Here is a 26,965-nt window from a genome sequence, read left to right as displayed (position 1 = left end):
AACCGCCCAGCCGAGGAGTGCCCATCATGACCGCGATCCGGAAGCCGCTCGCCCGACGGACCCTGCTGACCGCGACCGTGACCACCGCGGCAGCCGCGTCCACCGCGCTGCTCATTCCGGCCACGGCCACCGCGGCCCCCGCTTCCGCCGCCGCCCCGGGCACCGCCCCGAGCACCTCCCCGCTGCCCGAGCACGTCTCCGAGGCCCTGGACCGGATCTCCCACCCGCTGCGCTCCACCGAGCCGGACGCCCCCAACGCCGGTCTGCGGGCGCTGGGTTCGATGATCGGCGGGGCCCGGGTGGTCGGTCTCGGCGAGGCCACCCACGGCTCGCACGAGTTCTTCACCATGAAGCACCGGGTGTTCCGCTACCTGGTCGAGGAGAAGGGCTTCACCGTCTTCGCCCTGGAGGCCAGTTGGTCGGCGGGCCTGGAGATCGACGCGTTCGTGCAGGGCCAGGGCGACGGCGACGCCCGGCAGCTGGTGCGCCGGGTGATGGCCGGATCGCCGTGGCAGCGGCGGGAGTTCGCCGGGCTGATCGACTGGATGCGGGCGTACAACCGGAGCCGTCCGAAGCGCCCGGTGCACTTCGTGGGTACCGACCTCGGCTTCCCCGGGATCGGCGACCGGCCCTTCACCGAGGTCACCGCCTACCTGCGCAAGGCCGCCCCCGCCTCGCTGTCCGGCGTCGAGCAGCTGTACGCCGGCCTGCGGCCGTTCGACGACGCCATCGGCTACCTGAGCCGGGTCCCGGCGCCCGAGCGGCAGCGCAACGCGGACCTGGCGCAGCAGGCGCTGGACCTGGTCACCGCCGCCGGGAAGCCCGGCGACAAGGAGTACGACTGGGCCGTCCAGCACGCCCTGAACATCGCCCGGACCTTCGCCTTCTGCGCCATGCGGGTCGACGACCAGTCCTCAGCGATCACCGCCCAGGTGCTCCGCGACCGGGCGATGGCCGACAACACCCTGTGGTGGCAGCGCCGTTACGGCGGCAAGGTGCTGCTCTCGGCGCACAACGGCCACGTCGGCTACCGGACGGCCGACCCGGTGCTGTACACCACGATCGAGGGCGCCCTCCTGCGCGAAGCGCTCGGCGCGGACTACGTCAGCATCGGCTTCACCTTCGGCAGCGGCTCCTTCCTCACCAAGGCCGACCCGTTCACCGATGACTGGCGGAGCACCACCGCGCCGCCGGCCACGCTCGGCATGAACGAGTACCTCCTCGACCGGGTCCGCCCCCGCGACTACTACCTCGACCTGCGCCAGGCCCCGCCCGTCGCCCGCACATGGTTGAACACCTCCCGCCCGACCTACGACGTCGGGACGACCTTCCGGCACGACCCGCTGCCCACCCTCGCGCTCGGCGGCAGCTACGACGTGCTGATCCACCTCCACCGGGTCCGCGCGGCCGACAAGCTCTGACCGGCACCCGCCACGTCGGCTCCTCCCCTCCGCCGGACGACGGTTGACCAAGCGGAACGTTGTTCCGTATCGTATATGGAACAAGGTTCCGCTTTGCTCCCCGCCGAAACGCGGAAAGGGAAGAGCACCTCATGACCACTTCCACACACACCCCCGGCGCCACCGACCCCGGCACCACCGAGCACCCCGCCGCCCCGGTCCTCTCGGTCCGCCCGGTGGTCCTGCCGGCCCCCGGCCGTGCCGTGGACCTGCACCTCCGGGTCACCGCCCCGACGACCGGCACCGACCTGCCGATCATCCTGCTCTCGCACGGCCAGGGCCCCTCCCACCACCTCTCCTCGCTGAACGGCTACGCCCCGCTCGCCGACCACTGGGCCGCGCACGGCTTCGCCGTCGTCCAGCCCACCCACCTCAGTTCGAGGACCCTGCGCCTGGACCCGGCAACCCCGGGTGCACCACTGTTCTGGCGGTCGCGGGCCGAGGACATGACGCGCATCCTCGACCACCTCGACCTGGTCGAGGCCGCCGTCCCCCCGCTCCGCGGCCGCCTGGACCCGGGCAGGGTGGCCGTGGTCGGACACTCCATGGGCGGGCACACCGCGAGCCTGCTGCTCGGCGCCCGGCTCACCGACCCCGAGGACGGCGGCGAGGTGGACCTGCGCGAGCCCCGGATCACGGCAGGCGTCCTGCTCGCGGCACCCGGCCGGGGCGGCGACGCGCTCACCCGGTCCACCGCCGAGGCCTACCCGTTCTTCCTGACCACGGACTTCTCCCGGATGACCACGCCGGCCCTGGTCGTCGCGGGCGACGACGACCCGTCCCCCCACCTGACGGTCCAAGGCCCGTCCTGGCACACCGACCCCTACCACCTCGCCCCGGGCCCCAAGTCCCTGCTCACCCTGTTCGGCGCGGGGCACGGCCTCGGCGGGGTCTCCGGCTACGACGTCGCCGAGACCACCGACGAGAACCCTGAACGCGTCGCCGCCGTCCAACGCCTCACCACGGCCTACCTCCGCACCGCGCTCCACCCCGGGGACCGGGCCTGGCCCGCCGCCCTCGAACGTCTCGCGGCCGAACCCCACCCGCTCGGCCGGGTCGAGTCCAAGTGAGCGAGCCCTAGCAGTCCGCGGCGGCGGCTCGTCACCGGACTCACCCCGAGCTCGCGCACGGCGTCCCGGCAGAGGTCGTTGCCGAGCCGGCCGGGCAACATTGTTCGGGGTCGACCGATCATGGAGAATGCCCCGGTGAAGAGCTGGATCGACGACCTGCCGCAGATACCCTTCCGCTACCGGGACCTGCCCCCGGACGGTCCCTGGATGACCAGGGAAGAGGCGGGCACCTACCTCGGCATCGGCCAGTACCACATGAACGCGCTGACCTCGGTGACCCCAAGAGGAACGAGCCGCACCGGGAGAACGGGCGGACGGAGCGGAACGACCCGACCGTGAACGTCACCGTCCAGTGGATCCGGACGTCCTGGACGAAGCAGTCCCGAGGAGGGCCCGGGGCCGCGCTCCGGAACGCGGCCCCGGTCGGCTTCGTCCTGCCCGCCGTGGCGCCCTCCCGCGCGCACGTGGTGCGCATGCACGAACGGGACGGCTTCGCGCCGCACGGCGATCAGGAGGACCTGCACGACGTGGACGTCCGGCTCCGGGAGTCCGACGGCCGGCTGCTGGTTCTGCCGCGGGTGCATCCCTGGTACGCGGTACCGCCCCGGCGACGCCGGCCCCCGGCTGTTCCGCTCCTCCCCGGGCAGTGGGTCCGCTGGCAGCTCAACTACCGCTTCAGCAGCCTGGCGGGAAAGCAGGACTGGTCGTACTGGACGGACACCTTCAACATCGCCCACGGCCCGGTGGACGGCGACGCCTTCCTGTCCGAACCCACCGTCCATGTCGACGAACGGGGACCGCTCCGGTAGCTCGACGGAAGGTCTCCCGGCGCCCCGTCACTCGGGCAGTTCGGCCGGGAAGGTGCGCAGCGTCCGGACGTCCTCGGTCAGGATCAGCGGCAGGCAGGAGAGCAGGCCGATGCCGGCGACCAGCCACAGGGTGGGCCGGGTGCCGAGGACGGATCCGAGGTAGCCGCCGGCCAGTGCGCCGACCGGGCGGGTCCCCCAGATCGCGAACCGGACGGAGGCGTTCATCCGGGCCTGCATCCCGGTGGGCGTGATGGCCTGGCGCAGGCTCACCTGTCCGATGTTGTAGACGGTGATGCCGCAGGCCATGATGCCGGTGGCGGCGATCAGGGTGGGTACGGCGCGGGCCGGGGCCGCCGTGGCCAGGATGATCACGGCGATGCCCGACATGGACTTGGCCACGATCAGGACCCGGCCGAGCCCGGCGCGTTCGATCAGACGGCCGCTGAGCGCGGCGCCGAGCAGGGCGCCGCAGTTGCCGACGGTCAGGGCCAGCCCGAGCTCGCCCGGCGACAGTCCCAGGTCCCGCAGCGCGTACGCGGTCAGCACGGCGGCCAGGGCGCCGCCGAGTCCCACCAGGTTGCTGATGCCCGTCGCCAGGGCCACCGAGCGCAGGGTGCGGTGGTGGAAGACGAACCGCAGACCCTCGGCGATCTGGGTCCGCATCCTGGTCTTCACCGCGGGCTGCGGCACCTGCTCCCGGGGGGTCCGGATGAGTCCGAGCAGGAGCGCGGAGGCCAGGTAGCTCAGCGAGTTGGCGACGAGGATCAGCGGTGCGGTGACGGTCTGCAGCAACAGACCGCCCAGGCTCGGGCCCGCCAGTTCCGCCGTGGAGCGGGAGAGCTCCAGCCGGCTGTTGCCCTCCGCGGTCTGTTCCCGGGTGACGACGCTCGGCAGGAACGCCTGGTCGGCGATGTCGAAGAAGACCGTGAACAGACCGATGACGAAGCCGACCACGCAGAGCAGCGGCACGCTCAGCAGCCCGGCGAAGTAGCCGATGGGCAACAGGGCGAGGGCCACCGCCCGGCCGGTGTCCGCCACGACCATCACCCGCCTGCGGTCCCACCGGTCGAGCAGGGCGCCCGCCTGCAGGCCGACCAGGAGGAAGGGCAGGGTCTCGATCGCGGAGATCAGGCCGAGTTGGCCGGTCGAGGCGGAGAGGCTGGTCAGTGCGAGGACGGGGATGACGAAGAACGTTATCTGGGTGCCGAACTGACTGACCGTGTGCGCGGACCACAGGGCCTGGAAGTCCCGCTGTCGCCAGACGCCGACCGGCCGATCACCGGCGGGCCGATCGGCGGGCGCACCGGCGGGCGCAGCAACGGGGGCAGCGGCGGTGACGGTGGCCGTGACGGTGGCGGTGCCCTGGTCGGGTCCGGCGTCGACGTTCGCCATTCCGGGTGTTCCTCGCCTTCCGGTCGGTGGCGCGGCGGGTTCACTGCTCCGCACGCGAATTGGGCTAGCGCTCCTCGGTGTTGTACACCACCGCATGGTCCGCGTTCGTATCATCGGCGTTTTTCGGTCCCGGGTGTGGCGGCGCCGTTGACGGGGTCGGCACCGGGCGGGCGTACCCCCGGTCGGCCCAGCGCACGCCGGTGCGCTCTGGGCCGGGCCGGGTGGCGCACCTATCGTGAGCGGGTGACCGATCATCGGACTTTTCAGCCCACCCTCACCCGTTCGGGCTACCTCCTGGCCGCCTTCGCCTTCGCCGTCTGCATGGCCGGGACGACCCTGCCCACCCCGCTGTACGGGCTGTACCAGGACCGGATCGGCTTCTCCGAGCTGACCGTGACGGTCGTGTTCGCCGTGTACGCCTTCGGCGTCATCGGCGTGCTGCTGCTGGTCGGCAACGTCTCGGACACGGTCGGGCGCCGGCCCGTACTGCTCTGCGGGCTGGTCTGCTCGGCCTGCAGCGCGGTCGTCTTCCTCGCGGCGGACAGCGTGGCGCTGCTCTGCCTCGGCCGGCTGCTGTCCGGTCTGTCGGCGGGGCTCTTCACCGGCGCCGCCACCGCGTACGTGCTGGAGCTCGCCCCGCCGGGCGAGCAGGGCCGGGCGGGGTTCGTGGCGACCGCCGCCAACATGGGAGGGCTGGGCTGCGGACCGCTGCTGTCGGGGCTGCTGTCCCAGTACGCCCCGCACCCGCTGGTGCTGCCGTTCGTGGCGCACCTGGTGCTGCTGGCCGGATCCTTCGGGGTCGTCCTGCTGCTGCCGGAGACCGTGGCCGGGACCCGTCCGCTGCGCACCGCGCGGCCGAACCGGCCCGAGCTGCCGCCCGAGGTCCGCCGGGTGTTCGTGCCGGCCGGGATCGCCGCCTTCGCCGGGTTCTCGCTGCTGGGGCTGTTCACCTCGGTCAGCCCCGCCTTCCTCGCCGAGGGCCTGGGCGTCCACAACCGCGCGGCCGTCGGCCTGGTGGTGTTCACGGCCTTCCTGGCCTCCACGCTCGGCCAGCTGCTGGTGCCCCGGTTCGGGACGGCCCGGGCGGTCCCGCTGGGGTGCCTGGTGCTGATCGTCGGGCTGGCGCTGCTGGCGGGCTCGCTCGCCTGGGCGGCGCTCCTTCCGCTGGTGCTGGCCGCGCTGACCGGCGGCGCCGGGCAGGGCATGGGACTGCGCGGCGCGGTGGGCGAGGTCGCCGCCGCGAGCCCGGCGGAGCATCGCGGCGGCGCCCTCTCGGCGCTGTTCGTGGTGGCCTACTTCGGCATCTCGATCCCGGTGATCGGGGTGGGCCTGCTCACCGGCCCGCTCGGCCTGGCCCACGCCGGCCTGGTCTTCGCGGCCTGCATGGCCGTGCTCGCCGCCGCCTCCGGGGCCTACCTGCTGCGGCAGGCCCGCGCCGGGGCGTGAGCGGCGGGCCCCGAGGGCGCCGGGGTTACACGATCCCAGCGCCCCACCAGCCCCGGGTCAGCCCCCGATCGGCCGGCTGTCCAGCCGGATGTGGTCCACCGCCCAGTACCAGTTGTTGCCCGCGTCGTACATCCGGAACTTCAGCGTCACCGTCCGCGCGCCCGCCGGGACGGCGAACTGCCGCACCACCTGGGCGTTCTGGACGTCCTTGCCGGCGTTGTCGTTGCCGGTGGCGTCCGAGCTGTAGAAGACCAGCCGGGTCTCGGTGCCGTTGTCGAACACGGCGGTGACGGACGCCTTCTGCGGGGCCTCCTGCCGGTAGTGCGAGTCGAGGGCCAGGTACAGGGTGTCGACGCCGGCCGGGACGGCGACGGCGGGCGAGACCAGGGTGGAGTCGAAGACGCCCTTGCGGGACGGCGAGCCGGTGTCGTCCCAGTCGTCCGGGTCGGCGACCGCGACGATGCCGAGGGCCCGGGTGAAGTTGCCGCGGTCCTGTCCGGCCGGGACGGTCCACTCGCGCTTGGTGTGGAAGGTCCAGCCCTGCAGGCGGACGGTGCCCTGCGGCATGCCGGGGGCGTTGACCACCGACCAGCCCTTGGGCGCCTGGGCCGTCCAGCCGAGCACGCCGCCCTCCGGCCGGAGCGTTCCGGCCAGCGACTCGAAGTCCTCGTCCAGCAGGTGGCCGGTCATCACCGGGGCGGGCCGGGCGGCGAGTTCGCCGTCGGCGACGGCGAAGCGCCCGTCGGCCAGGCCGCGCGCGGTGACCAGCAGGCGGTGGGTGGCCCCGGCCGGCAGCTGGGCGGGCGGGGTGACCTCCCAGACGGCGGTGGCGCTGCCGGTCAGGGTCGCGGGCGGCGCGGTGACGACGGCGGCCGTCCAGCCGGGCGGGAGCACCGGCTGCGCCTCGAAGCGGGTGAGCGCGGCGGTGGCGGTGAAGGTGGCGGTCACCTTGGCCGGGCGCCCGGGCAGCAGCACCGGCTCGTCGATGGTGGCGGAGGCGGCGCCGAGGGCGAGTTCCACGGTGAACGGGTCGGCCAGGCCGAGGGCCGGGTCGGTGACGGTGCGGTCGTCCCAGGGGAAGCGGCCGGCGATCCGGCGACGGAAGGACAGGTCCCCGAGCACGCCCACCGCGACGTCGTACCAACCCTCCGGCCCCACCGCGAGGTTGACGGTGCGGTCGTCCCCGGCCGCGACCCGCACCTCGCGCAGCCCGTCGCCGTAGGCGAGGTCGCCGACCAGGAAGGTCTGGGCGGTGCGCGAGCGGTTGATGACGTCGACCTCCAGCACCTTGCCGCCGCGCTCCTCCGAGAGCGACACCTCGTACGCCGAGGCGGTGTCGCCGCGCAGGTGCCACAGCGCGCCGTTGGGGCCGTGCACCCGCAGGTCGTAGCCCTGCGGCCCGACCTTCCAGACGTCCGACAGCCGGCTCTTCGCCGCCACCGTGTAGAAGCGGGGCGCCTCGCCGGGGGCCGGGTAGAGCGCGAACACGGCGCCCTGGCGGCCCTGGTTGACGAAGTCCAGGGTCAGTTCGTCGCCCTTGAGCCTGGGCTTGACCAGCAGGTCGTACGGCGCCGGGCGGGCGGAGCGGGTACCCCGCTGCTGCTGGGGGAACGCCTGCGGGCTGGGCACGGTGGGGGCGGGCAGCTTTCCGGTGTCGACCACCTTCTGCCGGTTGCCACTGGTGTCGGGCAGTTGCGGCCAGGCGGGGTTGCGGCCGGAGAAGTCGAAGACGTTCGTCAGGTCGCCGCAGACCGAGCGCCGCCAGGGGCTGATGTTGGGCTCCTGGACGCCGAAGCGCTGCTCCAGGAAGCGCAGCACCGAGGTGTGGTCGTAGACGGTGGAGTCGACCACGCCACCGCGGGTCCACGGCGAGACCACGACCATCGGCACCCGCACGCCCAGGCCCATCGGGTAGGGGCCGGAGACCAGGGTCTCCCCGGCGGGCAGGGCGTCGGACCAGGCCAGCGAGCCGTCGGCGGCCTTCACCCGGTACTTCCCGTCCTGGCCGACCACCCGGTGGTAGGTCTTGCCGGCCTTGCTCACCCGGACCACGACCTCGCCGTCCACCGGGACGTTGGACTTGCCGCGGCCGGCCGCCAGCGGCGGGACGGGCGGCAGCTGGTGGTCGAAGAAGCCGCCGTGCTCGTCGTAGTTGAGGATGAACACGGTCTTCTGGAACACCTCCGGCTTGGCGGCCAGCGCCGACAGCAGCCGGGCCGTCAGGTGTTCGCCGTTCGGCGGCGCGTAGTTGGCGTGCTCGGAGAGCGCGGCGGGGGCGACGATCCAGGAGACCTGGGGCAGGGTGTCGGCCTGGACGTCGGCGGTGAAGGCCTCGACCAGGGCGTCGCCCATCGCGAAGGGGTCGTTCTTCTTCGCCGGGTCGCCGACGGCGCGCATGCCGCGCTCGTACAGCGGCTCACCCGGCTTGGCCTTGACGAAGGGGGCGAACCAGGCGAGCGCGTTGTCGTCGAAGTTGTCCAGCGCCTGGTAGGTCTTCCAGCTGACGCCGGCCTTCTCCAGGCGCTCGGCGTAGGTGGTCCACTCGTAGCCGCCGGGGATCTCGGTGTTGTCGGTGACCGGGGTGTCCCGGACGGTGCCGCCGCTTGTCCCGGTCATCAGGTGTTCGCGGTTGGTGTTGGTGTTGCACTGCACCGACGCGTAGTAGGCGTCGCAGACGGTGAACACCGAGGCCAGCGCGTGGTAGAAGGGCATGTCCGCGGACTCGTAGTAGCCCTGGCCGAGCCAGCCGGAGGAGCGACGGGTGACCGAGCCGTCGGCCCGGCCGTCGTTCCAGGCGTTCATCGAGTCGACGAAGCCGAACGCGGGCGCGCCCTGCTGGTAGGCGCTGGTGTGGGCGGCGTTCATCGCGAAGGGCAGCAGGTACCCCTCCTTGCGGCCGGGGTCCGGCTGATGGAACACCGAACGGCCGTCGACGCCGCGCACGGCGGTGCGGTCGCCGAAGCCCCGAACGCCCGTCAGGGTGCCGAAGTAGTGGTCGAACGCGCGGTTCTCCTGCATGAACACCACGACGTGCTGGATGTCGGCCAGCCGACCGGGGCGGGCCGGCGCGGCGAGCGCCTGCTGGACGCTGAGCGGGAGGGCGGACAGCACCGCGGCCGCCGCCGCGCCGCCGAGCAGGCTGCGGCGCGACAGTTCGGGCTTCGGACTCATGGGGGTGGGGCTCCTTGCTGACGGACCCCGGGCCTTCGGTACCGGCCCGGGACTGGCCGTTCGTGCCAGACCCATCAGGTCTACGAGACCGAGGTGGCCGCAGCGGCGGAGTCGGATGACCAGTCGGTGTCCGTCAAGAATCCCCGAGCTGTACAGACAACTTGACGTCCGATGATCAAGCTCCCGGAAAGCCTCCCGGCCGACGGGCAGGTCGATGGTCAGGCCGACGGGCAGTCAGGCGGTCAGCCCGTGAAGCGGCCGTCCCGGGCGACCACCCGGCCGGCCCGGACCACCAGTTCGCGCGCCGGGAGGTCGATCACCACCTGCGGCAGGCACTCCCCGGTCAGCAGCATGAAGTCGGCCGGCGAGCCCGGCGCGAGGGTGGCCGCCGGCAGGCCCAGCAGTTCGGCGCCGCCGTCGGCGGCCAGGGCGAAGCAGTCGGTCAGCTGCTCGTCGGTGCGGGCGTCGGTGGTCCAGCCGAGCAGGTGGGCCCGGTGCAGCATGTCCGCGTTGCCGTACGGGCTCCAGGAGTCGCGCACCCCGTCCGAGCCGAGCCCGACCCGCACCCCGTGCGCCCACAGCTCGCGGAACGGCAGCACCTGGTGGGCCGAGGGTGCGACGGTGGTCAGGCCCACCCCCGACTCGGCCAGCTCGGCGGCGAGTTCGGCCAGCGGCGGGCCGGTCAGCTCGGGCACGCAGAAGGCGTGACTCACCACCACGCGGCCACCGAGCCCGGCCGCACGGGTCCGTTCGGCGATCCCGCGCAGCGGGCCGAGGCCGCGCTCGCCCCGGTCGTGCAGGTGGATGTCGAGCTCCAGACCGTGCTCCTCGGCGAGACCGAACAGCAGGTCCAACTGGGCGGGCCCCTCGCCGTCCGGTCCGCCGTCGAAACCGGCCGGGTCGATCCCGCCGATCGCGTCGACCAGCCCGCTCGCCGCCGCCTCGGCCAGCAGCCCGGCCACCCCCGGCGTGCGCCGCACCCCGTGCTGGGGGAAGGCGACCAGCTGGACGTCCAGCGCCCCGGCCAGCCGCTCCCGGGCCTCCGCGAGGCCGGTCACCCCGGCCAGCCCGAAGGCGGGCGCGACGTCCACGTGGGCGCGCACCGCGCGGGTGCCCCGGGTCACCGCGTGGGCCAGCAGCCGGTGCGCCCGCTCGGCGAGCGGGGTGCGCTGGTGCCGGGCGAGGTCCACGTCGCCCTGGACGTACTCGGGCAGCGAACCTGCCGGACGGCGGCTGTACCAGGGCTCGCCCCAGGCGGTCTTGTCCGGGTGGATGTGCGCGTCGACCAGGGTGGGCAGCGCGATCCGGCCGGCGCCCTCGACGACCGTCGGCACGACACCGTCCGGCACGCGGGCGGCGAGGAGCCCGTCCACGGCGATCAGGTCGACGGCTTCGGAGGCGCCGAACGGGCGGACGTCCCGGAAGACGGTGACGGTCGGGATGATCATCGGATGCTCCTCGTGACCTGATGCGACGGCCTGACCAGCGGAATGCTCAACGGTGTGACCGGCGATGTGTCCAGCAACGTGTCCAGCAACGTGTCCAGCAGGCAAAACGTCCTACCTTTTCCTCAACAGTCTGTTTATCATCTGCGGGTCCCCCGTCCCCCATCCGGAGCCGCCCCCGCATGCCCGCCCCGCTGTCCCCGCCGTCCGCACCGCCTCTGCCCGCCCCAGCACCGCCCGCCGCACCGCCGGTCGCACCGCCGGTCGCCGCACCCCGCCCGCACCCGCTGCACGCGCTGCGGGCCGCCGTCTTCGCCATCGGTGCCCTGCTCCTGCTGGTCGGAGTCGGTGTGCTGCTCCACCAACCGCTGCTGATCCCGCCGTTGGCGGCCAGCGCCGCACTGGTGCACGGCGCACCGGGGCTGCCGATCTCGCAGCCGCGCAACCTGGTCGGCGGCCAGCTGATGTCCGCCGCGATCGGCTTCGCCACCCTGGCCGTCACCGGCAGCACAGCCTGGGGCGCGGCCGTCGCCGCCGGGCTGGCCCTCGGCGCGATGATGCTCACCCACACCTCGCACTCCCCGGCCGCGGCCACCGCCGTCATCGTGGTCCTCCAGGCCCCGCACCCGCTGCCCTTCCTCCCACTGCTGGCGCTGGCCACCGTGCTGCTGGTCGCCATCGGGCTGCTGCCCGGCCGGATCGGCGGACACCCGGTCCGCTACCCACTCTCCTGGTAGCAGGCCGACGGCCGGGTCAACCGATCGGTTGACCCGGCCGTCCTCCGTTCCGCCCGACGAACCCGACCGGCCCGCCGACCCCACCGGGCCCCCGGGCGCGGCAAGCTGGTGCCGCACGTCGCCGACCGCACAGGAGCCCCGCCATGACCGACCGTCCGCTCTCCCCCGCCGACCTCGCCCTGCTGGACGCCGCCCAGCAAGGGGACCCCGACGCCGTCCGCGCGGCCCTGGCGGCGGGCGCGAACGTCGAGGCGCGGGACGCCGAGGGCCGCACCGCACTGCTGCGGGCCGCCTTCGCCGACCGGGTCGCGGCCGCCCGGCTGCTGGTCGAGGCGGGTGCCGACGTCAACGCCCAGGACCCGCAGCTGAACAGTCCGTGGCTGGTCACCGGCATCACCGGCAGCGTGCCGATGCTGCGCGCGCTGCTCCCCGGCGGGCCCGACCTCGCCCGGCGCAACCGCTACGGCGGGGTGTCGGTCATCCCGGCCGCCGAGCGCGGCCACGTCGGCTACGTCCGCGCGGTGCTCGCCGAGACCGACATCGACGTGAACCACGTCAACGACCTCGGCTGGACGGCCCTGCTGGAGGCGGTGCTGCTCGGCGACGGCGGCCCGGCCCACCGCGAGATCGTCGACCTGCTGCTCGCCCACGGCGCCGACCCCCGCCTCCCGGACGCCGACGGCACCACCGCCCGCACCCACGCCGAGCGGCGCGGCTTCGCGGAGCTCGCGGCCGCCCTGCGGGAGGCGGAGGACCGGACGCCCGGCGCCTGACGCCGCTCACGCCCGGCCCGACGCCCGCCGCCCGCTCACCCCCAGCCCGGCTCCGGCGGCAACGGCCACGCCGGCAGCGCCGGAAGCGCCGCCGGCTCCGCCACCGGGATCTCGTCCAACCGCAGCAGCCCCGCCGCCGGGCCCCGGCCGGCGAACCAGGCGAGCAGCGCGTGCCCGGGGCCGCGCAGCACCGGACCGCGCAGCACCGGACCGCGCAGCACCGGACCCGACCCGCCGACCGGCCAGTCCTGGCCGAGGTCCACGGCCTCGACCCGGGCCAGCGGCAGCCCGCGCGCGGCCAGCGCCGCCGTCGTCTCCGTGAGGGCCCGCCGCACGAAGTCCTCCGGCCAATCGGCGGGCGTGCGACCGGAGTTCAGGTCGACGTGGTGCACCTCCAGCTCCCGCCAGGCCCGCCACAGCAGGTACCAGGCCGGGTGCCGCCACCCCGCCAGCGCGGGGACCAGCACCGCCCGGCGCTCGACGGGCAGCTCGGCCGCGTCCCGCAGCAGCCCGTCCAGACTGTCCCGCAGGTCGGTGGCCAGCGCATCCGCACCGCGCCCGGCGCCCTCGCGCAACCGCCGGTCCAGTTCGGCGGCGTCGGCCCGCGGCCCGGGCGCGCCGCCGGTACGGGCCAGCGCGAGCGTCCACCGGTACGCGTCGGCGCTGCGGGCGAGGTGGGTGAGCACATGGCCGCGGCTCCAGCCGGGGAGCAGCGAGAGCTCTCCGGCCTGCCGATCGGTCAGCGCCCCGACGTCCGCGCCCAGCCGGGCCGCCGACGCCCGGACCTCCCGCACCAGCCCGTCGAAGTCCACGAGGTCCACGAAGTCCACGCGGCTTGCCTAACTCACTGTCTCGGCGGCCGACTTGACGCCCTCCAGGGTCGCGGTGATCCCGGTCCGCAGCTCCCCCAGCCGGAAGTCGACGATCTTCTCCTCGGCCTCGGGGCGGGCCTCGATGGCCTGGAGGACGCCGCTGGGGCCCGGACCGATCACCGCCGAGAGGCGCACCCGGGTGCCGCCGTCCGCAGGGGTCAGGTCGAAGCGCCAGCGGGCGAGGGCGCCGGACACCTCGGTCACCGGGTCGCCGAACCGGCCGTCCGCGTCCATCACGGCCCAGCCGAAGGTGCGGTGCTCGACCAGTTCCACCACCTCGGAGACCGTCCGCCAGTGCGGGATGCTCGCCCGGCTGTTGTGTCCCTCGAAGCGCGCGCCCGGCGCGGGGCGGTCCGCGCCCTCCAGCCAGGCGACCCGCTGGAGTTCCGGACTGACCCGGGCGGGCAGTTCGATGTCGGTCACCAGCGTCCAGACCCGTGCCGGCTCCGCCCGCACGAACACCTCGCAGTGCGTGCCCGGACCGTCCGCGTACCGCATCCCGCTCCCCCTCCGACGTGCCGTACCGTTCCGACGTACTCGCTCGTGCTCCTGCGCCGACGGGTCGACACCCGCCGTGCCCCCGCCCCGGCGTCCGGAGCGCCGCGAAGGCAGCGGGCGGGTTGCCGCCCTCTCGCGGGCCCTGCTTCGATGATCGAGGCTGCCGAACATCCAAGTCAATCCGCCGATTTCCTGGGGAACATCCAAGCTCGGGCTTGGGTCCGACCGCCCTCCGGAGCCCGCAGTACGCTGGGCGCTCGTGACCCTCGACGACCTCCGTGTCTTCTCCGCCGTGTGCCGGGCCGGCTCGCTCAGCGCCGTCGCCCGGGACCTGGCGTGCAGCCAGTCCGCCGTCAGCCAGCACGTGAAGCGGCTGGAACGCGAGCTGGGTCTGACCCTGATCGAGCGGCACCCGCGCGGTGTGGTGCCCACCAAGGCCGGGCGGCACCTGCAGACCGCCGTGGCCACCGGACTGGGCGGGATCGACCACGCGCTGCGCACCATCGCCGAACTCGCCCGCGGCGAGGGCGGATCGGTGCGGATCACCACCGGCGCCACCAGTATCCGGCACTTCATGTCCGCGGCCGTGGTGGACTTCCGCGAGCGCTTCCCGCTGGTCAGCCTGGAGTTCCAGACCGGGGTCTCCAGCCGCAACTGCCTGGAGGCGCTCACCGCGGGCCACGTCGACCTGGCCTGGATCACCCTCGGCACTCCGGTCCGCGGCATCGAGCAGCGGCCGGTGGCCGATCTGCCCTGGGTCCTCGCCATGGCGGCCGGTGACCCGCTGGCCGACCGGGAGCGGCTCGAACCCGCCGACCTCCAGGACGCCCGGCTGATCGGACTGCCGCAGAACTCGGTGTCCCGCTCCCAACTCGACGACTGGCTGGGCAAGTCGGGCATCCGTCCGGTCTTCGACACCAGCGTCACGGACTGGGACACCGCGATCCTGCTGGCCGAACTCGGCCTCGGCCACGCCGTCGTCCCCGCCCTCCCGGAGTGGCAGGGCCCCGGTCACCCCGGGCTGCGGCTGGTCCCGCTGCCCGAGCTGCCCGGCCTCACCGTCGGCTGGGCCGCCCGCGAATGGGACACCCTCTACCCGCTCGCCCGCGCCTTCGCGGACACCGTCGCCGCCCACTGCGGGCCGGGCGCGCCGCAGCTCAGGCCGTCCCCTCCCGGCGCAGCCACGCGCTGACCGCCCGCTGCTCCCGCCGGAGCGGCGCCGGGGTGTCGAGCGCCATCAGCTCCCGGGGCAGCGCCCGTTCGGTGTCCGTGCCCATGGGCGCCTGCCGACCCGACCGCCTGCCGACCGGACCCCGGGCCGACCCGACCGCGGGCCGGTCAGCGCGAGTGGAAGGAGTGGATGCTGCCGATCTCGGTGAAGCCCCGCCGGGCGTACCACCCGCGCGGCCAGTCGGCCGCGTCGGCGAGGAGGAACAGCCGCGGGATCCCGGCGGCCGCCGCCAGCGCCAGGCCGCTGGCGAGCAGGGTGTCGCCGTGGCCCGCGCCGCGGTGCCGGCCGACGGTGACCAGGTCCTCCAACTGGGCCAGCCCGGCGGCCGGTTCGAGGTAGAGGTCGACCCAGGCCGCGACCTCGCCGTCGGCCGCCGTCCGGGCGGCCAGGAAGTGCACCCGCTCCGCGCCGCGCAGCCGGGCCGGCCGGCGGTCGGCGAGCTGCCGGATGAGGTCCTCCCCCTCGTACCACTCCGACTGCTGCGCCAGCACGGCCTCCCGGATGTCGGCGTAATCCGTCGGCAGAGCGGCCGGTCGGGGCAGCGCGCAGCCCGCCGTGTCCCGGGCCATGACCACGGCGGTGCCCCGCTCGTACCCGGCCCCGACCAGCGCCGGGGTGACCCGCTCGCCCCACTCCTCGTCCAGCACGGTGATCGCGTACTGCTGCCGCGGCCCGAGCCAGCGCGTCGCCAGCCCGGGCAGCGCCGCCGGGTCGGTGCCCGGCCCGGTGACGATCAGGTGGTTGTGCTCGTGCGAGAGCGCGAACTCCGGGTTCCGCACGGCGAAGACCCCGGGGAACTCGGGCAGTTCGACGATCTCGACGGCCTGACGGCGGGCGAAGGCGACATGGAAGGCGGCTACCCGCTCAAGCAGATCGGACATCCTGCCATGATCTCCCCGTCCGGCACCGCGGGCCAAGGGAATATCCGGCGGCCGCCTCGACCGCCAGGCCCTCGTCGACCGGCAGGTCGATCCCCCGGGTGACGGCCCGCAGGCAGGCGGCCACTGCGGCGGCGCGTACCGGATGATCCGGTCCGCCAAGTCCCTTGCCTCGTGCAGAAGTTCACCGGCGCCTGAACGACCGCGTTGACCAGGCCCACCGCCCTCCAACGACTCCTGGAGGCCATCGGGTCCATCGCCCCGTGAGCCCCGCCGGCCCCTCAGAGCCGGTACGGCCACACCCCGACACCCTCGCGGGCGGCCCGCACCTCGACCCACGTCCCGTCCGCGACGGCCGGCGGCGCCGGGTCGCCGAGGTCGAGCAGGACCAGCGCGCCGGCCACCTCCAGCACCGCCGTCCCGTCGCCGCCCAGCCCCAACCTCCCCCGCAGCAGCACCCGTTCACCGTCCTCGCCCACCCCGGGCACAGCGGTGCCGGCCGGCACCGTGTTGCCGCCCCAGGTCACGTCCTCGTCGACGCTCCACTCGACGTGCTGCTCCCCCTCCGCCTCCCCCGGCTCCCCACACCACCGCACCACGGCGCTCCCCACCGCCGTCCCCACCCGCACCAGTCCACTCGCCGCCCCCCTGACCCGCCGTCTCCACCGTGACCAACACCCCGCCATCCTCCCGCCCCTCCCCGGCAGGAACCGTCCGGGGCGAGGGCTGCACCGCCGCACCGGAAGTCGGCCCGGCCGACTTCCCACTCCGCCCCGGCCGTCATGGACCGGCCCAGCCCTCGGAGTTCGAGAACGACTCATAGCTGAAGCGCGTGCTGCGGTCCCAGTCCCGCCCGGTGAGGCTCTCGTAGGCCCGGTCCGGGACGTAGAGCAGCGGCTCCGCCCAGATGAGGTCGCGGGCGTACCGGCGGAACAGCGCGGGGTCGCCGAGCACGGCCTCGAACTCGGCCCGCCCCGCGGCGACGACGGCCGCCCGTGTGTACAGGAACGCGTCGCCCGACAGGCCGCCGCCGAACTCCCTGCGGTCGAGCCGGTGGAGGACCGAGGCCAGGTGCTCGGCGAAGGCGATGACGTCCGACAGCGGGCCGCCCGTCAGTGCGGCCACGAGCGACGCGGCGAGCCGTTCCGCCTCGGGGTCGGGTCGAGCGGGTCGGCACCGGTCGATGAGCTGCCAGAAGTCATCCTCGTTCATGCCGGACAGCATGGCCGGGCACTCTGACAACCCCACACTGACAACCCCGCACCGGCAGCCCCGCACCGGAAGTCGGCCCGGCCGACTTCCCACTCCGCCCCCCGGCCCCCTACTCCGCCCCCGACTCCCCTGCCCCCCGGCCCTCCCGCTCCGCCGCCCGGCCGAAGCGGGCCGACCACTCCGCGATCAGCTCCCGCAGCTCCGGTGGATGGACCACCTGGAACTCCGCCCCCAGGGAGCCCAGCGCCATCGCGGGCCAGTCCAGCGAATCGGCCGTCATCCGCAGCCGGCAGCGCCCCTCGTCGACCGCCTCGACGTCGCCCCAGCGGCCGACCTGGGCGCGGACCCGGCCCGCCGGGGCGTCGACGAGGGCCTCCACGCGGTTGGGGCGGGGCATGCCGCTGAGGCCCGCGCGGACGTACTCGGCGGCGTCGGCGGCCGGGAGGGTGCGCGGGGCGAAGCGGGTGCCGGTGCCCTGGGCGGCGCTCAGGCGGTCCAGGCGGAAGGTGCGCCAGTCGCCGCGGTCGAGGTCGTACGCGACCAGGTACCAGCGCCGCTCCAGGCAGACCAGCCGGTGCGGTTCGACGTACCGCTCGGTGCGGTGCGCCGAGGCGGCGGTGTACGAGAACCGGAGCCGTTCGTCGTCGCGGCAGGCGAGGGCGACCGCGGTGAGGGCGTCCGGGTCGACGCCGGAGCCGGCCGACGTGCCCCAGTCGACGGGGACGGTCACCGCGCGCAGCGCCTCGACCCGCCGCCGCAGCCGGGCCGGCATCACCTGCACGACCTTGGCGAGCACCCGGACCGAGGCCTCGGCGACGCCCTCGACCGGGCTTTCGGCGGCCGCCTGCAGCCCGACCGCGAGGGCGACGGCCTCCTCGTCGTCGATGACCAGCGGCGGCAGTGCCGCACCGGCCGCCAGCTGGTAGCCGCCGTCGACCCCGCGCTGGGCCTCGACGGGGTACCCGAGTTCGCGCAGCCGGTCGACGTCCCGGCGCAGGGTCCGCACGGAGACGCCGAGCCGGTCGGCGAGTTCCTCGCCGGGCCAGTACCGGTGGGTCTGGAGCAGGGAGAGCAGTCGCAGGGTGCGGGTGCTGGTGTTCGCCATGCCCCGATTCTGCCCCGCCATTCAGGTCAGGAAGTGACCGCAATGGTCCGTAACGTTGTTCTTGTCCGAGGGAGCAGTAACCGAACGGAAGGCCCGAACCATGACCACCACCGGTAACACGACCACGACCACCGCCTCCGCCGTCACCGGCGAGCGCGCCGACCTCCTGGTCGCGCTGGAGAAGCAGCGGCACTTCCTCCGCTTCACCACCCGCGACCTCACCGACGAGCAGGCCGCGCAGCGGAGCAGCGCCAGCGAGCTCTGCCTGGGCGGGCTGATCAAGCACGTGGCCTCGGTCGAGCGGCTGTGGGCGGCGTTCATCGTGCAGGGCCCGTCCGCGATGCCCGACTTCTCCGCCATGACCGAGGCCGACTTCGCCCGCCGCGCCGACGAGTTCCGGTTGCTGCCCGGCGAGACGCTCGCGGGGGTGCTCGCCGAGTACGCCGAGGTCGCCCGCCGCACCGACGAGTTGGTCGCCTCCCTGGCCGACCTGGACGCCGCCCAGCCGCTGCCGAAGGCCCCCTGGTTCGAGGCGGACACCGAGTGGTCGGCCCGTCGGGTGCTGCTGCACATCGTCGCCGAGACCGCCCAGCACGCGGGCCACGCCGACATCGTCCGCGAGTCCCTGGACGGCGCGAAGAGCATGGGCTGAGCCGCACCCGGGCCCGGTGGTCCGCCGCCACCGGACGGCGGCGGACCACCGGGCCGGTTCGGGTCAGAGCTGCCCGACGAAGGTGAATCCGGTCCCGTCCACCGCCTCCCGGAGCGCCGTCTCCTCCAGCGGCTGGGCGGAGGCGACGGTGACCCGGCCGCTGGGCGCGTCCGCGACGACGTCGGTGACGCCGGGCAGGGCGGACAGCCCTGCGCTCACCGTCCGCTCGCAGTGGCCGCAGCTCATCCCGGAGACGGTGAGGACGGTGGTGACGGACATGGCAGTGCCTCCGATGGCGCTTCGGGTACGGGGTGCGTGAGTACGGGGGGGGTGCGTGAGTACGGGGTTCATGAGTACGGGAGCATGAGAGGGTCGGCCGATCCGGCCGACCCGCACCACAACACCGGAATCCGACGCCGTTCCCCAGGGACACGCCGCACGGGTGGCACCTTCGTGTGGTTCCGGGAACCGCACGGGCCCCGCGCCCGACGGAGGCCGTCCGGCCCCTCCCCTGAACCGGCCGCCCACCCCCGCGCGTCCCTCCTGGTGTACTCCGTCCGGCCCTGATCAAGAGGTGTTCCACCCCGATGGCAGCCACTCCCGCCACCCCACCGAAGCGTCGAATACGACGCGCCGTGCTCGCCCTGGCCCTGGTCGCCGCGGTGACCGCCGGCCTGTTGTGGTGGCGGCCCTGGCACCGCGACCCGGCGCCGCTGGCCTTCACCACCGCGCCCGGCGGCTCCGCCCGCTTCGGCACCGGCGAGCACCTGTACCGCTACAAGGTGCGGGTGGAGGACGGGATCGCCGAGGCCCCGCAGCAGTTCGCCGCCGAGGTGGACGCGATCCTCGGCGACACCGAGCGCGGCTGGGCGGCCGGCGGCACGGCGTCCTTCCAGCGGATGCCCGCCGACCCGGTGGACTTCACCGTCTACCTGGCGACCCCGAAGTCCACCGACCGGATCTGCGGCCAGTACGGGCTGGACACCGGCGGCTGGGTCAACTGCGGGGTCCAGCACCAGGTGGTGATCAACCTCAAGCGGTGGACCGAGCTGTCCGAGTTCTACCAGGGCCGGCCGGAGCTGTACCACGCGCTGGCGATCAACCACGAGGTCGGCCACATCCTCGGCAACGGCCACGTCGACTGCCCGGGTGCGGGCGCCCCGGCGCCGGTCATGATGCAGCAGATCAAGGGCCTGCACGGCTGCGTCCCCAACGGCTGGCCCTACTCGGACACCGGCACCCTGCTCACCGGCCCGCCGGTCCAGGCCGCGACCAACGCCCCCTGAGCGGCGAACCCCCACCCCCCCGGCGCCACCACACTCCTCCGGACACGGATAATCACAGGTCGGACCGCGTGTCGCCACCCGGCGGCACGCGGTCCCGACTGTGTCCGTTCCCGTCCGCGCGTGGAGTGAATAACCTTGTTCGATGTGGAGACCCTCGACTACCCGGTCCTGCTGGCGGCCGCCGAAGCGGCCGCCCGGGCCACCGCGGGCCGGGGCCACGTCGCCGACTACATCCCGGCCCTCGCCGCGGCCGACCCGGAGGCCTTCGGCATGGCCGTGGCCACCGTCGACGGCGAGGTGTACGGCGTCGGGGACTGGGAGCAGCCGTTCTCCATCCAGAGCGTCTCCAAGCTGTTCTCGCTCGCCCTCGCCCTCGCCTACAGCAGCGACGGCGGCGAGGCCCTCTGGCAGGGCGTCGGCCGTGAACCCTCCGGCAACCCCTTCAACTCGCTGGTGCAGTTGGAGACCGAGCACGGCATCCCGCGCAACCCGTTCATCAACGCGGGGGCCCTGGTGGTCACCGACCGGCTGCAGTCCCTGACCGGTGACGCCTCCGGCGCGGTACGGGAGTTCCTGCGCCGCGAGTCCGGCAACCCGCTGCTGGACACCGACCCGGTGATCGCCGCCTCCGAGGCCGACCACGGCCACCGCAACGCCGCGCTCGCCCACTTCATCGCCAGCCACGGCAACCTGCACAACCCGGTCGAGACCGTCCTGGAGCACTACTACGCCCACTGCGCCGTCGCCGCCAGCTGCCGCGACCTCGTCCTGGCCGGGGTCTTCCTCGCCCGCTACGGCGTCCGCACCGACGGCACCAGGCTGATGACCCGCAGCGAGGCCAAGCGCGTCAACGCCGTCCTGCTCACCTGCGGCACCTACGACGCCGCCGGCGAGTTCGCCTTCCGGGTCGGCCTGCCCGGCAAGAGCGGCGTCGGCGGCGGCATCCTCGCGATACTCCCCGGCCGCGCCGCCGTCTGCGCCTGGGGGCCCCGCCTCGACCAGGCCGGCAACTCGGTCGCCGCCGTCACCGCCCTGGACACCCTCACCACCCTCTCCGGCTGCTCGGTCTTCTGAGACCGGGCCGACGCCGGCGGGCCCGGCCGCGCACACCGCGACCGGGCCCAACCGCCTTACGAAATAAGGGACTTACTCCACCGTCACGCTCTTCGCCAGGTTGCGCGGCTTGTCCACGTCCCGGCCGAGTGCGACCGCCGCGTGGTAGGCCAGCAGCTGCAGCGGGATGTTGAGCAGCAGCGGGTCCAACTCCGGCTCGCTCTTGGGCACCAGGATGCAGTGGTCCGCGAGCTTCTCCTCGGGCCGCCGGTGGGCGACGGCGATGACGCGGCCGGAGCGGGCCTTGATCTCGCCGAGGGTGGTGAGGTTCTTGTCGAGCAGCTCGTCGTCCGGAACCAGGGCCACGGTGGGCAGTTCGGGGCTGATCAGGGCCAGCGGGCCGTGCTTGAGCTCACTGGCCGGGTAGGCCTCGGCGTGGACGTAGGAGATCTCCTTGAGCTTCTGCGCGCCCTCCCGCGCCACCGGGTAGCCGCGGACCCGGCCGATGAACATCATCCCGGCCGAATCGGCGTACTCGGCGGCGAGCTTGGCGATGTCGTCGCTCTGCTCCAGCACCTCGCGGATCTGGTCGGGCAGCGCCTGGAGCGCGGAGACGATCCGGCGGCCGTCGGCGGGCGAGAGGTCGTGGATGCGGCCGAAGTGCAGGGCGAGCAGGGCGAAGGCGACCACGGTCGAGGTGAAGGCCTTGGTGGAGGCCACCGAGACCTCCGGTCCGGCGTGCAGGTAGATGCCGCCGTCGCACTCGCGGGCGATCGCGCTGCCCACGGTGTTGACGACGCCGAGCACCCGGCCGCCCTTGCGCTTGATCTCCTGGACGGCGGCGAGCGTGTCGTAGGTCTCGCCGGACTGGCTGACCGCGACGTACAGGGTGTCGGCCTCGATGACCGGGTTGCGGTAGCGGAACTCGGAGGCGGGCTCGCTGTGCGCGGGGATGCGGGCGAGCTCCTCGATCAGCTGGGCGCCCATCTCGCCCGCGTAGTAGGCGGATCCGCAGCCGAGGATCTTCACCCGGCGGATCTCGCGCAGCTCCCGGGCGTCCAGGTTGAGGCCGCCGAGGTGGGCGGTGCTGAAGCGCTCGTCGAGCCGGCCGCTGAGGGTGCGCTCGACCGAGGTGGGCTGCTCGTGGATCTCCTTGAGCAGGTAGTGCTCGTAGCCGCCGGTGTCGAAGGAGTCGATCTCCCAGTCGACGGTGGACGGCTGGCGGTGGGTGGTGCGGGCGTCCGCGGTGAAGGTGCGGAAGCCGTCGGCGCGCACGGTGGCGAGCTCGCCGTCCTCCAGGTGCACGACCTGGCGGGTGTAGCGGACCAGGGCGGAGACGTCCGAGGCGGCGAACATCTCCTTCTCGCCGATGCCGAGCACGATCGGGCTGCCGTTGCGGGCGACCACGATGCGGTCGGGCTGCTCGGCGTCCAGCACGGCGATGCCGTAGGTGCCGACCACCCGGCCGAGGGCGGCGCGGACGGCGTCCTCCAGCTCGACGCCCTCGGTGGCGTGCACGGCGATCAGGTGGGAGAGCACCTCGGTGTCGGTCTCGGAGCGGAACACCGCGCCGTCGGCGGCCAGCTTGGCGCGCAGCTCGTCGGCGTTCTCGATGATGCCGTTGTGGACGACGGCGATCCGCTCGGCGTTGTCCAGGTGCGGGTGGGCGTTGGCGTCGCTGGGCACGCCGTGGGTGGCCCAGCGGGTGTGGCCGATGCCGGTGCCGCCCTTGAACCGGGCCGGTACGGCGGCGGCGAGGTCGGCGACCCGGCCCTTGACCTTGCGCAGCTTGATCCCGCCGGTGCGGCCGGCGACGGCGACGCCGGCCGAGTCGTAGCCGCGGTACTCCAGCCGGGCCAGCCCCTCCAGCAGGAAGGGGGTCGCGTCCTTGGGGCCGATGTAGGCCACGATTCCGCACATGCGTGGACTCCTCCGCAGAGAGTAGGAATGGGTGGTCGGCCGTGGACGGGCACCCGGCCGTAGCCGTACGGGGTGCTCGACCGCGGCCGATCAGCCGTAGACGATGAGCCGCGGCCGATCAGCCGTAGACGATCCGGCGCAGCTGACGGGCCGAGAGCTCCGGTGCCGCGACGCGGCGGGCGGGCAGCTCCTCGGCGAGCCGGGCGAAGATCCGTTCGTTGGTCAGACCGCGTGCCTGGAGCTCGCCGTGGCGACGGCGGACGTACTCCTCGGTGGTCTCGGAGAAGTACGCCAGCACCTCCGCCACGACCCGCGCCGCCTCCCGGGGCCCGAGCGGGCTGGTCCGGGTGAGGTGGGCGAGGAGGTCTTCGTGAGGGTGGGAGCTCGGCACGTGGCAAGACTCTAGGTCGCTTCGCGCGACGAAGCCAAAGATCTTGCCCGATTTCGGGCACACTTCATGACTTTCACCGCGGGTAACCAGGTGGATCTCCTTCCGCTACCTTCCCGACAGACTCTTGATGCCACGCCGACTCCGCACGTAGCGTGACCTCCGGTACACGTAGCGGAAGACCGGAGGGCTTGCTGATGTGCGGGATCACCGGATGGGTCGCCTTCGACCGCGACCTCACCGCCGAACGGGCCGTCCTGGAAGCGATGACGGCCACTCAACTCCGCCGCGGCCCGGACGCCGGCGGCATCCTGCTCCAGCCACACGCCGGACTCGGCCACCGCCGCCTCGCGGTGATCGACATCGAGGGCGGCGTCCAGCCGATGACCGTCGAGCAGGACGGCCGGCTGCTGGCCGCGCTCACCTACAGCGGCGAGGTCTACAACCACCGCGAACTGCGCGCCGAACTGGAGGCGGCCGGGCACCGCTTCCGCACCCGCAGCGACACCGAGGTGGTGCTGCGCGCCTACCTGGAGTGGGGCGAGGGCCTGGCCGAGCGGCTCAACGGCATGTTCGCCTTCGCGGTCTGGGACGCCCGGCGCGAGGAACTGCTGCTGGTCCGCGACCGGATGGGCGTCAAACCGCTGTACTACCGCCCCACCCCGGACGGCGTGCTCTTCGGCTCCGAGATCAAGGCGATCCTGGCCCACCCCTCGGTGCGCCCGGTGGTCGACCTGGACGGGCTGCGCGAACTGCTCGGCCACACCCGCACCCCGGGCCTCACCCCGTACCGCGGCATCCTGGAGGTCCGGCCCGGGCACGTGGTGCGGGTGCGCCGCAGCGGCGTCTCGGTACGCCGCTACTGGGCGCTGGAGGCCCGCGAGCACACCGACAGCCTGGAGGCCACGATCGCCACCGTCCGGGCCCTGCTGGACGACATCGTGCACCGCCAGCTGGACGCGGACGTGCCGCTCTGCTCGCTGCTCTCCGGCGGGCTGGACTCCAGCGCCATCACCGCGATCGCCGCCAAGGAGCTGGCCGCCATCGGCGCCGGGCCGGTGCGCTCCTTCGCCGTGGACTTCGCCGGGCAGACCCGCAACTTCCACGCCGACCCGGTCCGGCAGACCCACGACGGCCCGTTCGCCCAACTGCTCGCCGACCACGTGGGCGCCGACCACAGCGTGATCGAACTGGACGCCGCCGAGCTCGCCGACCCGGCCGGACGCACCGCCACGGTGCGCGCCCGCGACCTGCCCAACGGCGTCGGCGACATGGACGTCTCGCTGCTGATGCTGTTCCGCGACATCCGCCGCCGGTCCACCGTCGCGCTGTCCGGCGAGTCCGCCGACGAGCTCTTCGGCGGCTACCGCTGGTTCCACGACCCCGTCACGGTCGCCGCCGAGGACTTCCCCTGGGCCGCCAGTCTCGCCGCCATCGCCGGCGCCGGCTCCGCCCCGCGCGAACGGCTGCTCGACGCCGGGCTGCTCCGCAAGCTCGACCTGGACGGCTACCGCCGGACCCGCTACCAGGAGGCGCTCACCGAGGTCCCGCACCTGGACGCGGCCGATCCGCTGGAACGGCGGATGCGCGAGATCTCCTACCTCAACCTGACCCGCTTCGTCTGCATCCTGCTCGACCGCAAGGACCGGATGAGCATGGCCCACGGCCTGGAGGTCCGGGTGCCGTTCTGCGACCACCGGCTGGTGCAGTACGTCTTCAACACCCCGTGGGCGATGAAGGCCTTCGACGGCCGGGAGAAGAGCCTGCTGCGCGCCGCCGTCCGGGACGTGCTGCCGCCCGCGGTCGCCGACCGGGTGAAGAGCCCGTACCCGGTGTCGATGGACCCGCTCTACCCGGCGCAGCTGCGCGCCGAGCTCGCCCGGCTCGCCGCCGCGGGCACCTCCCCGGCCCTGGACCTGCTGGACGGACGGCGGCTGACCGACGCGCTCGCCCCCGACACCGACCCGCAGTCCGTCCGGCTGGCCGTCGACCTCGCGCTGGACCTCGACGCCTGGCTGACGGAGTACCGGGTGACCCTGGAGATCTGAGCCCGCCGGGACGGCGCGGCGGCGGTGCGGGCCGCACCGCCGCTGCGCCGTCCGGGTGAACGCGGAGAACCGGGGCCCCCGGCCGGCGGTTGACCACCCCGAACGGCCGACCGACCGTCAATCCCCTTGACCGCCGGGAGCCGTCCCGCCCCGCCGGGGTGTACGGACGATGCGGTAGCGTCGCCGACACCTCCCGAATGGCGGGCGAAAACGCGGGCTCCCGCTCCCCGTGCCGTCAGGATGGGAGCGAACCGTTCACCTCGATCCGCCGGGGGATCCCGTCATGCAGCCGCGAGTCTTCGCGATTCTCACCGCCGTGCTCCTGGGCGTCCTGGGCCTCGGCTCGGTGGCCGTCACCGACTGGTCGCCCGCCCGGGCCACCACGTCGCCCGCCACCTCCACGGCCCCCGGGGTCCCCGGGACCTCCGGTGCCAAGGCGGTCGGCCCCGGCGCCCCGAGCGCCACCCCGACCGGCGACCCGGCGGTGTGGACCCGCTCGACGCTGCGCAACAAGATGATGGCCGAGATGGACGCCACCGACCCCGGCGTCGCCCTCGCCGACCTCGACCGGATCACCAAGGAGAAGCCGTACACCGTGCGCTTCTGCCACCCGATCGCGCACGAGCTCGGCCACGCGGCGGTCAAGCGCTTCAACGCCGACTTCCAGAAGGTCATCTCCTTCCCGCACGAGACCTGCGCGGCCGGCTACCTGCACGGCGCGGTCGAGGAGATGCTCAACGCCTCCACCCAGCCCGAGGTCGACCTGCTCAAGCTGTGCGCCCCGAAGAACACCGGGCCCTGCATCCACGGCGTCGGCCACGGCACGATGTTCGTCGCCAAGCAGGACGTCGCCAAGGCCCGCGAGCTGTGCAACAAGTTCACCACCGACCAGAACCGGATCCGCTGCTCCGAGGGCCTGTTCATGCAGCTCTTCGGCCCGGACGAGGAGGACGAGCAGGCGAAGGCCAACCTGCCCGCCGACAAGCTCGCCCAGGACCCGCTCTACCCGTGCAAGGACCAGCCCTCGCTGTTCCAGTCCGCCTGCTTCTTCTACGCGCCGACCTTCTACCTCTCCTCGCACGACTACCCCAACCACCCCGAGGTCTACGCCGAAGCCCTCAAGTGGTGCCTCAACGGCAAGGCCAGCGGCGGGGCGGTCGACTGCAGCCGCGGCGTCGGCTCGCGGACCATGAAGTACAACCTGGACCGCGAGGACTGGGCCGCCCAGCAGTGCGCGACCGCCGCCGACGGCTGGCAGCGCAAGGCCTGCGCGGAGGGGCTGGTCAGCTACTACACGGTCAACTACACCGACGGCGGCGCGGCCGGGCGGCTCTGCACGAAGATCACCAGCAAGGAGATGCAGGGCTACTGCCGCTCCGCGGGCGGGCTGTCCGCCTCGCTGGACTGAGCGCCCGCCCCTTCGTCCCACCTGTCGGGGCCCCGCCCCCCCGCGCCGGGCCCCCCCCACCGCTGTAGCCCGCCGCACAGCATCCGTCGCCTGCGCGGGCGCTGGATCCGG

The 26,965-nt window shown here is 73.7% G+C and carries 25 protein-coding genes; 13 read left to right on the top strand and 12 right to left on the bottom strand.

Features of this window, described 5'->3' with window-relative positions:
* Positions 1-26 precede the first annotated feature (26 nt).
* The 4 genes from ACIP4P_RS37080 (at position 27) to ACIP4P_RS37065 (ending at position 3,339) form a co-directional block, all read left to right on the top strand.
* The gene (locus ACIP4P_RS37080) at positions 27-1,421 is read left to right on the top strand and encodes an erythromycin esterase family protein (protein ID WP_400926369.1); all 1,395 of its coding nucleotides are present in this window, start codon (positions 27-29) and stop codon (positions 1,419-1,421) included.
* 131 nt (positions 1,422-1,552) lie between these two features.
* A complete protein-coding gene (locus ACIP4P_RS37075) occupies positions 1,553-2,530 on the top strand; it encodes an alpha/beta hydrolase family protein (protein WP_400926366.1) in 978 nt (325 codons plus the stop codon).
* A 135-nt stretch (positions 2,531-2,665) separates the two neighbouring features.
* Positions 2,666-2,869 (top strand): hypothetical protein, encoded by a 204-nt coding sequence (locus tag ACIP4P_RS37070; protein WP_400926363.1) that lies wholly within the window; start codon positions 2,666-2,668, stop codon positions 2,867-2,869.
* Positions 2,866-3,339: a hypothetical protein gene (locus ACIP4P_RS37065; protein WP_400926361.1), complete on the top strand. Its 474-nt coding sequence runs from the start codon at positions 2,866-2,868 to the stop codon at positions 3,337-3,339. The genes ACIP4P_RS37070 and ACIP4P_RS37065 overlap by 4 nt, the downstream gene beginning before the upstream one ends.
* 27 nt (positions 3,340-3,366) lie before the next feature.
* Here the strand turns inward: ACIP4P_RS37065 and ACIP4P_RS37060 are convergent, their stop codons facing one another.
* Entirely contained in the window at positions 3,367-4,731 is a 1,365-nt protein-coding gene (locus ACIP4P_RS37060; RefSeq protein ID WP_400926358.1) for an MFS transporter, read from the bottom strand.
* Positions 4,732-5,052: 321 nt separating this feature from the next.
* Here ACIP4P_RS37060 and ACIP4P_RS37055 point away from each other — a divergent pair, with 321 nt between their 5' ends.
* Positions 5,053-6,177 (top strand): MFS transporter, encoded by a 1,125-nt coding sequence (locus tag ACIP4P_RS37055; protein ID WP_400926577.1) that lies wholly within the window; start codon positions 5,053-5,055, stop codon positions 6,175-6,177.
* 57 nt (positions 6,178-6,234) lie between these two features.
* On the opposite strand, the gene ACIP4P_RS37050 is transcribed toward ACIP4P_RS37055, so the two are convergent.
* Positions 6,235-9,348 carry a phosphocholine-specific phospholipase C gene (locus ACIP4P_RS37050; protein ID WP_400926355.1) on the bottom strand — a complete coding sequence of 1,038 codons (3,114 nt, stop codon included), beginning with the start codon at positions 9,346-9,348 and terminating at the stop codon, positions 6,235-6,237.
* 242 nt (positions 9,349-9,590) lie between these two features.
* Positions 9,591-10,796 (bottom strand): amidohydrolase, encoded by a 1,206-nt coding sequence (locus ACIP4P_RS37045; protein WP_400926352.1) that lies wholly within the window; start codon positions 10,794-10,796, stop codon positions 9,591-9,593.
* A 179-nt stretch (positions 10,797-10,975) separates the two neighbouring features.
* On the opposite strand from ACIP4P_RS37045, the gene ACIP4P_RS37040 reads away from it, so the two are divergent.
* Both ACIP4P_RS37040 and ACIP4P_RS37035 read left to right on the top strand, forming a co-directional pair.
* Positions 10,976-11,530: an HPP family protein gene (locus ACIP4P_RS37040; RefSeq protein ID WP_400926350.1), complete on the top strand. Its 555-nt coding sequence runs from the start codon at positions 10,976-10,978 to the stop codon at positions 11,528-11,530.
* Between the two features lie 143 nt (positions 11,531-11,673).
* Positions 11,674-12,303 (top strand): ankyrin repeat domain-containing protein, encoded by a 630-nt coding sequence (locus tag ACIP4P_RS37035; protein ID WP_400926347.1) that lies wholly within the window; start codon positions 11,674-11,676, stop codon positions 12,301-12,303.
* Between the two features lie 35 nt (positions 12,304-12,338).
* Here ACIP4P_RS37035 and ACIP4P_RS37030 read toward each other — a convergent pair whose 3' ends face one another.
* Together ACIP4P_RS37030 and ACIP4P_RS37025 are read right to left on the bottom strand one after the other, a co-directional pair.
* Positions 12,339-13,133 carry a maleylpyruvate isomerase family mycothiol-dependent enzyme gene (locus tag ACIP4P_RS37030; protein ID WP_400926344.1) on the bottom strand — a complete coding sequence of 265 codons (795 nt, stop codon included), beginning with the start codon at positions 13,131-13,133 and terminating at the stop codon, positions 12,339-12,341.
* 9 nt (positions 13,134-13,142) lie between these two features.
* On the bottom strand, positions 13,143-13,673 hold the full coding sequence (locus ACIP4P_RS37025) for an SRPBCC family protein (RefSeq protein ID WP_350512493.1): 531 nt from the start codon (positions 13,671-13,673) through the stop codon (positions 13,143-13,145).
* Between the two features lie 259 nt (positions 13,674-13,932).
* Here ACIP4P_RS37025 and ACIP4P_RS37020 point away from each other — a divergent pair, with 259 nt between their 5' ends.
* On the top strand, positions 13,933-14,865 hold the full coding sequence (locus ACIP4P_RS37020) for a LysR family transcriptional regulator (RefSeq protein ID WP_400926340.1): 933 nt from the start codon (positions 13,933-13,935) through the stop codon (positions 14,863-14,865).
* A gap of 146 nt (positions 14,866-15,011) precedes the next feature.
* Here ACIP4P_RS37020 and ACIP4P_RS37015 read toward each other — a convergent pair whose 3' ends face one another.
* The 4 genes from ACIP4P_RS37015 to ACIP4P_RS37000 form a co-directional block, all read right to left on the bottom strand.
* Positions 15,012-15,785: a GNAT family N-acetyltransferase gene (locus ACIP4P_RS37015; protein WP_400926337.1), complete on the bottom strand. Its 774-nt coding sequence runs from the start codon at positions 15,783-15,785 to the stop codon at positions 15,012-15,014.
* A 278-nt stretch (positions 15,786-16,063) separates the two neighbouring features.
* Positions 16,064-16,378 (bottom strand): hypothetical protein, encoded by a 315-nt coding sequence (locus ACIP4P_RS37010; protein WP_400926334.1) that lies wholly within the window; start codon positions 16,376-16,378, stop codon positions 16,064-16,066.
* A 184-nt stretch (positions 16,379-16,562) separates the two neighbouring features.
* Positions 16,563-16,994, bottom strand: a complete 432-nt coding sequence (locus ACIP4P_RS37005) for a DUF4240 domain-containing protein (protein ID WP_400926331.1) — start codon at positions 16,992-16,994, stop codon at positions 16,563-16,565.
* Between the two features lie 109 nt (positions 16,995-17,103).
* Positions 17,104-18,099, bottom strand: coding sequence for a helix-turn-helix transcriptional regulator (locus tag ACIP4P_RS37000; RefSeq protein WP_400926328.1), 996 nt, complete (start codon positions 18,097-18,099; stop codon positions 17,104-17,106).
* Between the two features lie 100 nt (positions 18,100-18,199).
* Here ACIP4P_RS37000 and ACIP4P_RS36995 point away from each other — a divergent pair, with 100 nt between their 5' ends.
* Complete coding sequence (locus tag ACIP4P_RS36995; RefSeq protein WP_400926325.1) at positions 18,200-18,751, top strand: DinB family protein; 552 nt, start codon at positions 18,200-18,202, stop codon at positions 18,749-18,751.
* 63 nt (positions 18,752-18,814) lie between these two features.
* On the opposite strand, the gene ACIP4P_RS36990 is transcribed toward ACIP4P_RS36995, so the two are convergent.
* A complete protein-coding gene (locus ACIP4P_RS36990; protein ID WP_400926322.1) occupies positions 18,815-19,030 on the bottom strand; it encodes a heavy-metal-associated domain-containing protein in 216 nt (71 codons plus the stop codon).
* Positions 19,031-19,338: 308 nt separating this feature from the next.
* On the opposite strand from ACIP4P_RS36990, the gene ACIP4P_RS36985 reads away from it, so the two are divergent.
* Together ACIP4P_RS36985 and ACIP4P_RS36980 are read left to right on the top strand one after the other, a co-directional pair.
* The gene (locus tag ACIP4P_RS36985; protein WP_400926319.1) at positions 19,339-20,037 is read left to right on the top strand and encodes a DUF3152 domain-containing protein; all 699 of its coding nucleotides are present in this window, start codon (positions 19,339-19,341) and stop codon (positions 20,035-20,037) included.
* Between the two features lie 144 nt (positions 20,038-20,181).
* Complete coding sequence (locus ACIP4P_RS36980) at positions 20,182-21,111, top strand: glutaminase (protein WP_400926574.1); 930 nt, start codon at positions 20,182-20,184, stop codon at positions 21,109-21,111.
* Positions 21,112-21,183: 72 nt separating this feature from the next.
* Here ACIP4P_RS36980 and glmS read toward each other — a convergent pair whose 3' ends face one another.
* The gene (glmS, locus tag ACIP4P_RS36975; RefSeq protein WP_400926316.1) at positions 21,184-23,010 is read right to left on the bottom strand and encodes a glutamine--fructose-6-phosphate transaminase (isomerizing); all 1,827 of its coding nucleotides are present in this window, start codon (positions 23,008-23,010) and stop codon (positions 21,184-21,186) included.
* Between the two features lie 118 nt (positions 23,011-23,128).
* Entirely contained in the window at positions 23,129-23,401 is a 273-nt protein-coding gene (locus ACIP4P_RS36970) for a hypothetical protein (protein ID WP_400926313.1), read from the bottom strand.
* Between the two features lie 194 nt (positions 23,402-23,595).
* Here ACIP4P_RS36970 and asnB point away from each other — a divergent pair, with 194 nt between their 5' ends.
* Together asnB and ACIP4P_RS36960 are read left to right on the top strand one after the other, a co-directional pair.
* On the top strand, positions 23,596-25,446 hold the full coding sequence (gene asnB / locus ACIP4P_RS36965) for an asparagine synthase (glutamine-hydrolyzing) (protein WP_400926310.1): 1,851 nt from the start codon (positions 23,596-23,598) through the stop codon (positions 25,444-25,446).
* 283 nt (positions 25,447-25,729) lie between these two features.
* A complete protein-coding gene (locus ACIP4P_RS36960) occupies positions 25,730-26,854 on the top strand; it encodes a hypothetical protein (protein WP_400926307.1) in 1,125 nt (374 codons plus the stop codon).
* Positions 26,855-26,965: the final 111 nt, after the last annotated feature.

It is taken from the genome of Kitasatospora sp. NPDC089509 (assembly GCF_044749365.1).
Taxonomy (GTDB): Bacteria; Actinomycetota; Actinomycetes; order Streptomycetales; family Streptomycetaceae; genus Kitasatospora.
This window is presented reverse-complemented; position numbering and strand designations above follow the sequence as displayed.

Coding starts and splice junctions, on each gene's coding strand:
- ACIP4P_RS37080 (WP_400926369.1), top strand. CDS start 27: ATGACCGCGATCCGGAAGCCGCTCGCCCGACGGACCCTGCTGACCGCG.
- ACIP4P_RS37075 (WP_400926366.1), top strand. CDS start 1,553: ATGACCACTTCCACACACACCCCCGGCGCCACCGACCCCGGCACCACC.
- ACIP4P_RS37060 (WP_400926358.1), bottom strand. CDS start 4,731: ATGGCGAACGTCGACGCCGGACCCGACCAGGGCACCGCCACCGTCACG.
- ACIP4P_RS37055 (WP_400926577.1), top strand. CDS start 5,053: ATGGCCGGGACGACCCTGCCCACCCCGCTGTACGGGCTGTACCAGGAC.
- ACIP4P_RS37050 (WP_400926355.1), bottom strand. CDS start 9,348: ATGAGTCCGAAGCCCGAACTGTCGCGCCGCAGCCTGCTCGGCGGCGCG.
- ACIP4P_RS37045 (WP_400926352.1), bottom strand. CDS start 10,796: ATGATCATCCCGACCGTCACCGTCTTCCGGGACGTCCGCCCGTTCGGC.
- ACIP4P_RS37040 (WP_400926350.1), top strand. CDS start 10,976: ATGCCCGCCCCGCTGTCCCCGCCGTCCGCACCGCCTCTGCCCGCCCCA.
- ACIP4P_RS37035 (WP_400926347.1), top strand. CDS start 11,674: ATGACCGACCGTCCGCTCTCCCCCGCCGACCTCGCCCTGCTGGACGCC.
- ACIP4P_RS37025 (WP_350512493.1), bottom strand. CDS start 13,673: ATGCGGTACGCGGACGGTCCGGGCACGCACTGCGAGGTGTTCGTGCGG.
- ACIP4P_RS37015 (WP_400926337.1), bottom strand. CDS start 15,785: ATGTCCGATCTGCTTGAGCGGGTAGCCGCCTTCCATGTCGCCTTCGCC.
- ACIP4P_RS37005 (WP_400926331.1), bottom strand. CDS start 16,994: ATGAACGAGGATGACTTCTGGCAGCTCATCGACCGGTGCCGACCCGCT.
- ACIP4P_RS37000 (WP_400926328.1), bottom strand. CDS start 18,099: ATGGCGAACACCAGCACCCGCACCCTGCGACTGCTCTCCCTGCTCCAG.
- ACIP4P_RS36995 (WP_400926325.1), top strand. CDS start 18,200: ATGACCACCACCGGTAACACGACCACGACCACCGCCTCCGCCGTCACC.
- ACIP4P_RS36990 (WP_400926322.1), bottom strand. CDS start 19,030: ATGTCCGTCACCACCGTCCTCACCGTCTCCGGGATGAGCTGCGGCCAC.
- ACIP4P_RS36985 (WP_400926319.1), top strand. CDS start 19,339: ATGGCAGCCACTCCCGCCACCCCACCGAAGCGTCGAATACGACGCGCC.
- glmS (WP_400926316.1), bottom strand. CDS start 23,010: ATGTGCGGAATCGTGGCCTACATCGGCCCCAAGGACGCGACCCCCTTC.
- asnB (WP_400926310.1), top strand. CDS start 23,596: ATGTGCGGGATCACCGGATGGGTCGCCTTCGACCGCGACCTCACCGCC.
- ACIP4P_RS36960 (WP_400926307.1), top strand. CDS start 25,730: ATGCAGCCGCGAGTCTTCGCGATTCTCACCGCCGTGCTCCTGGGCGTC.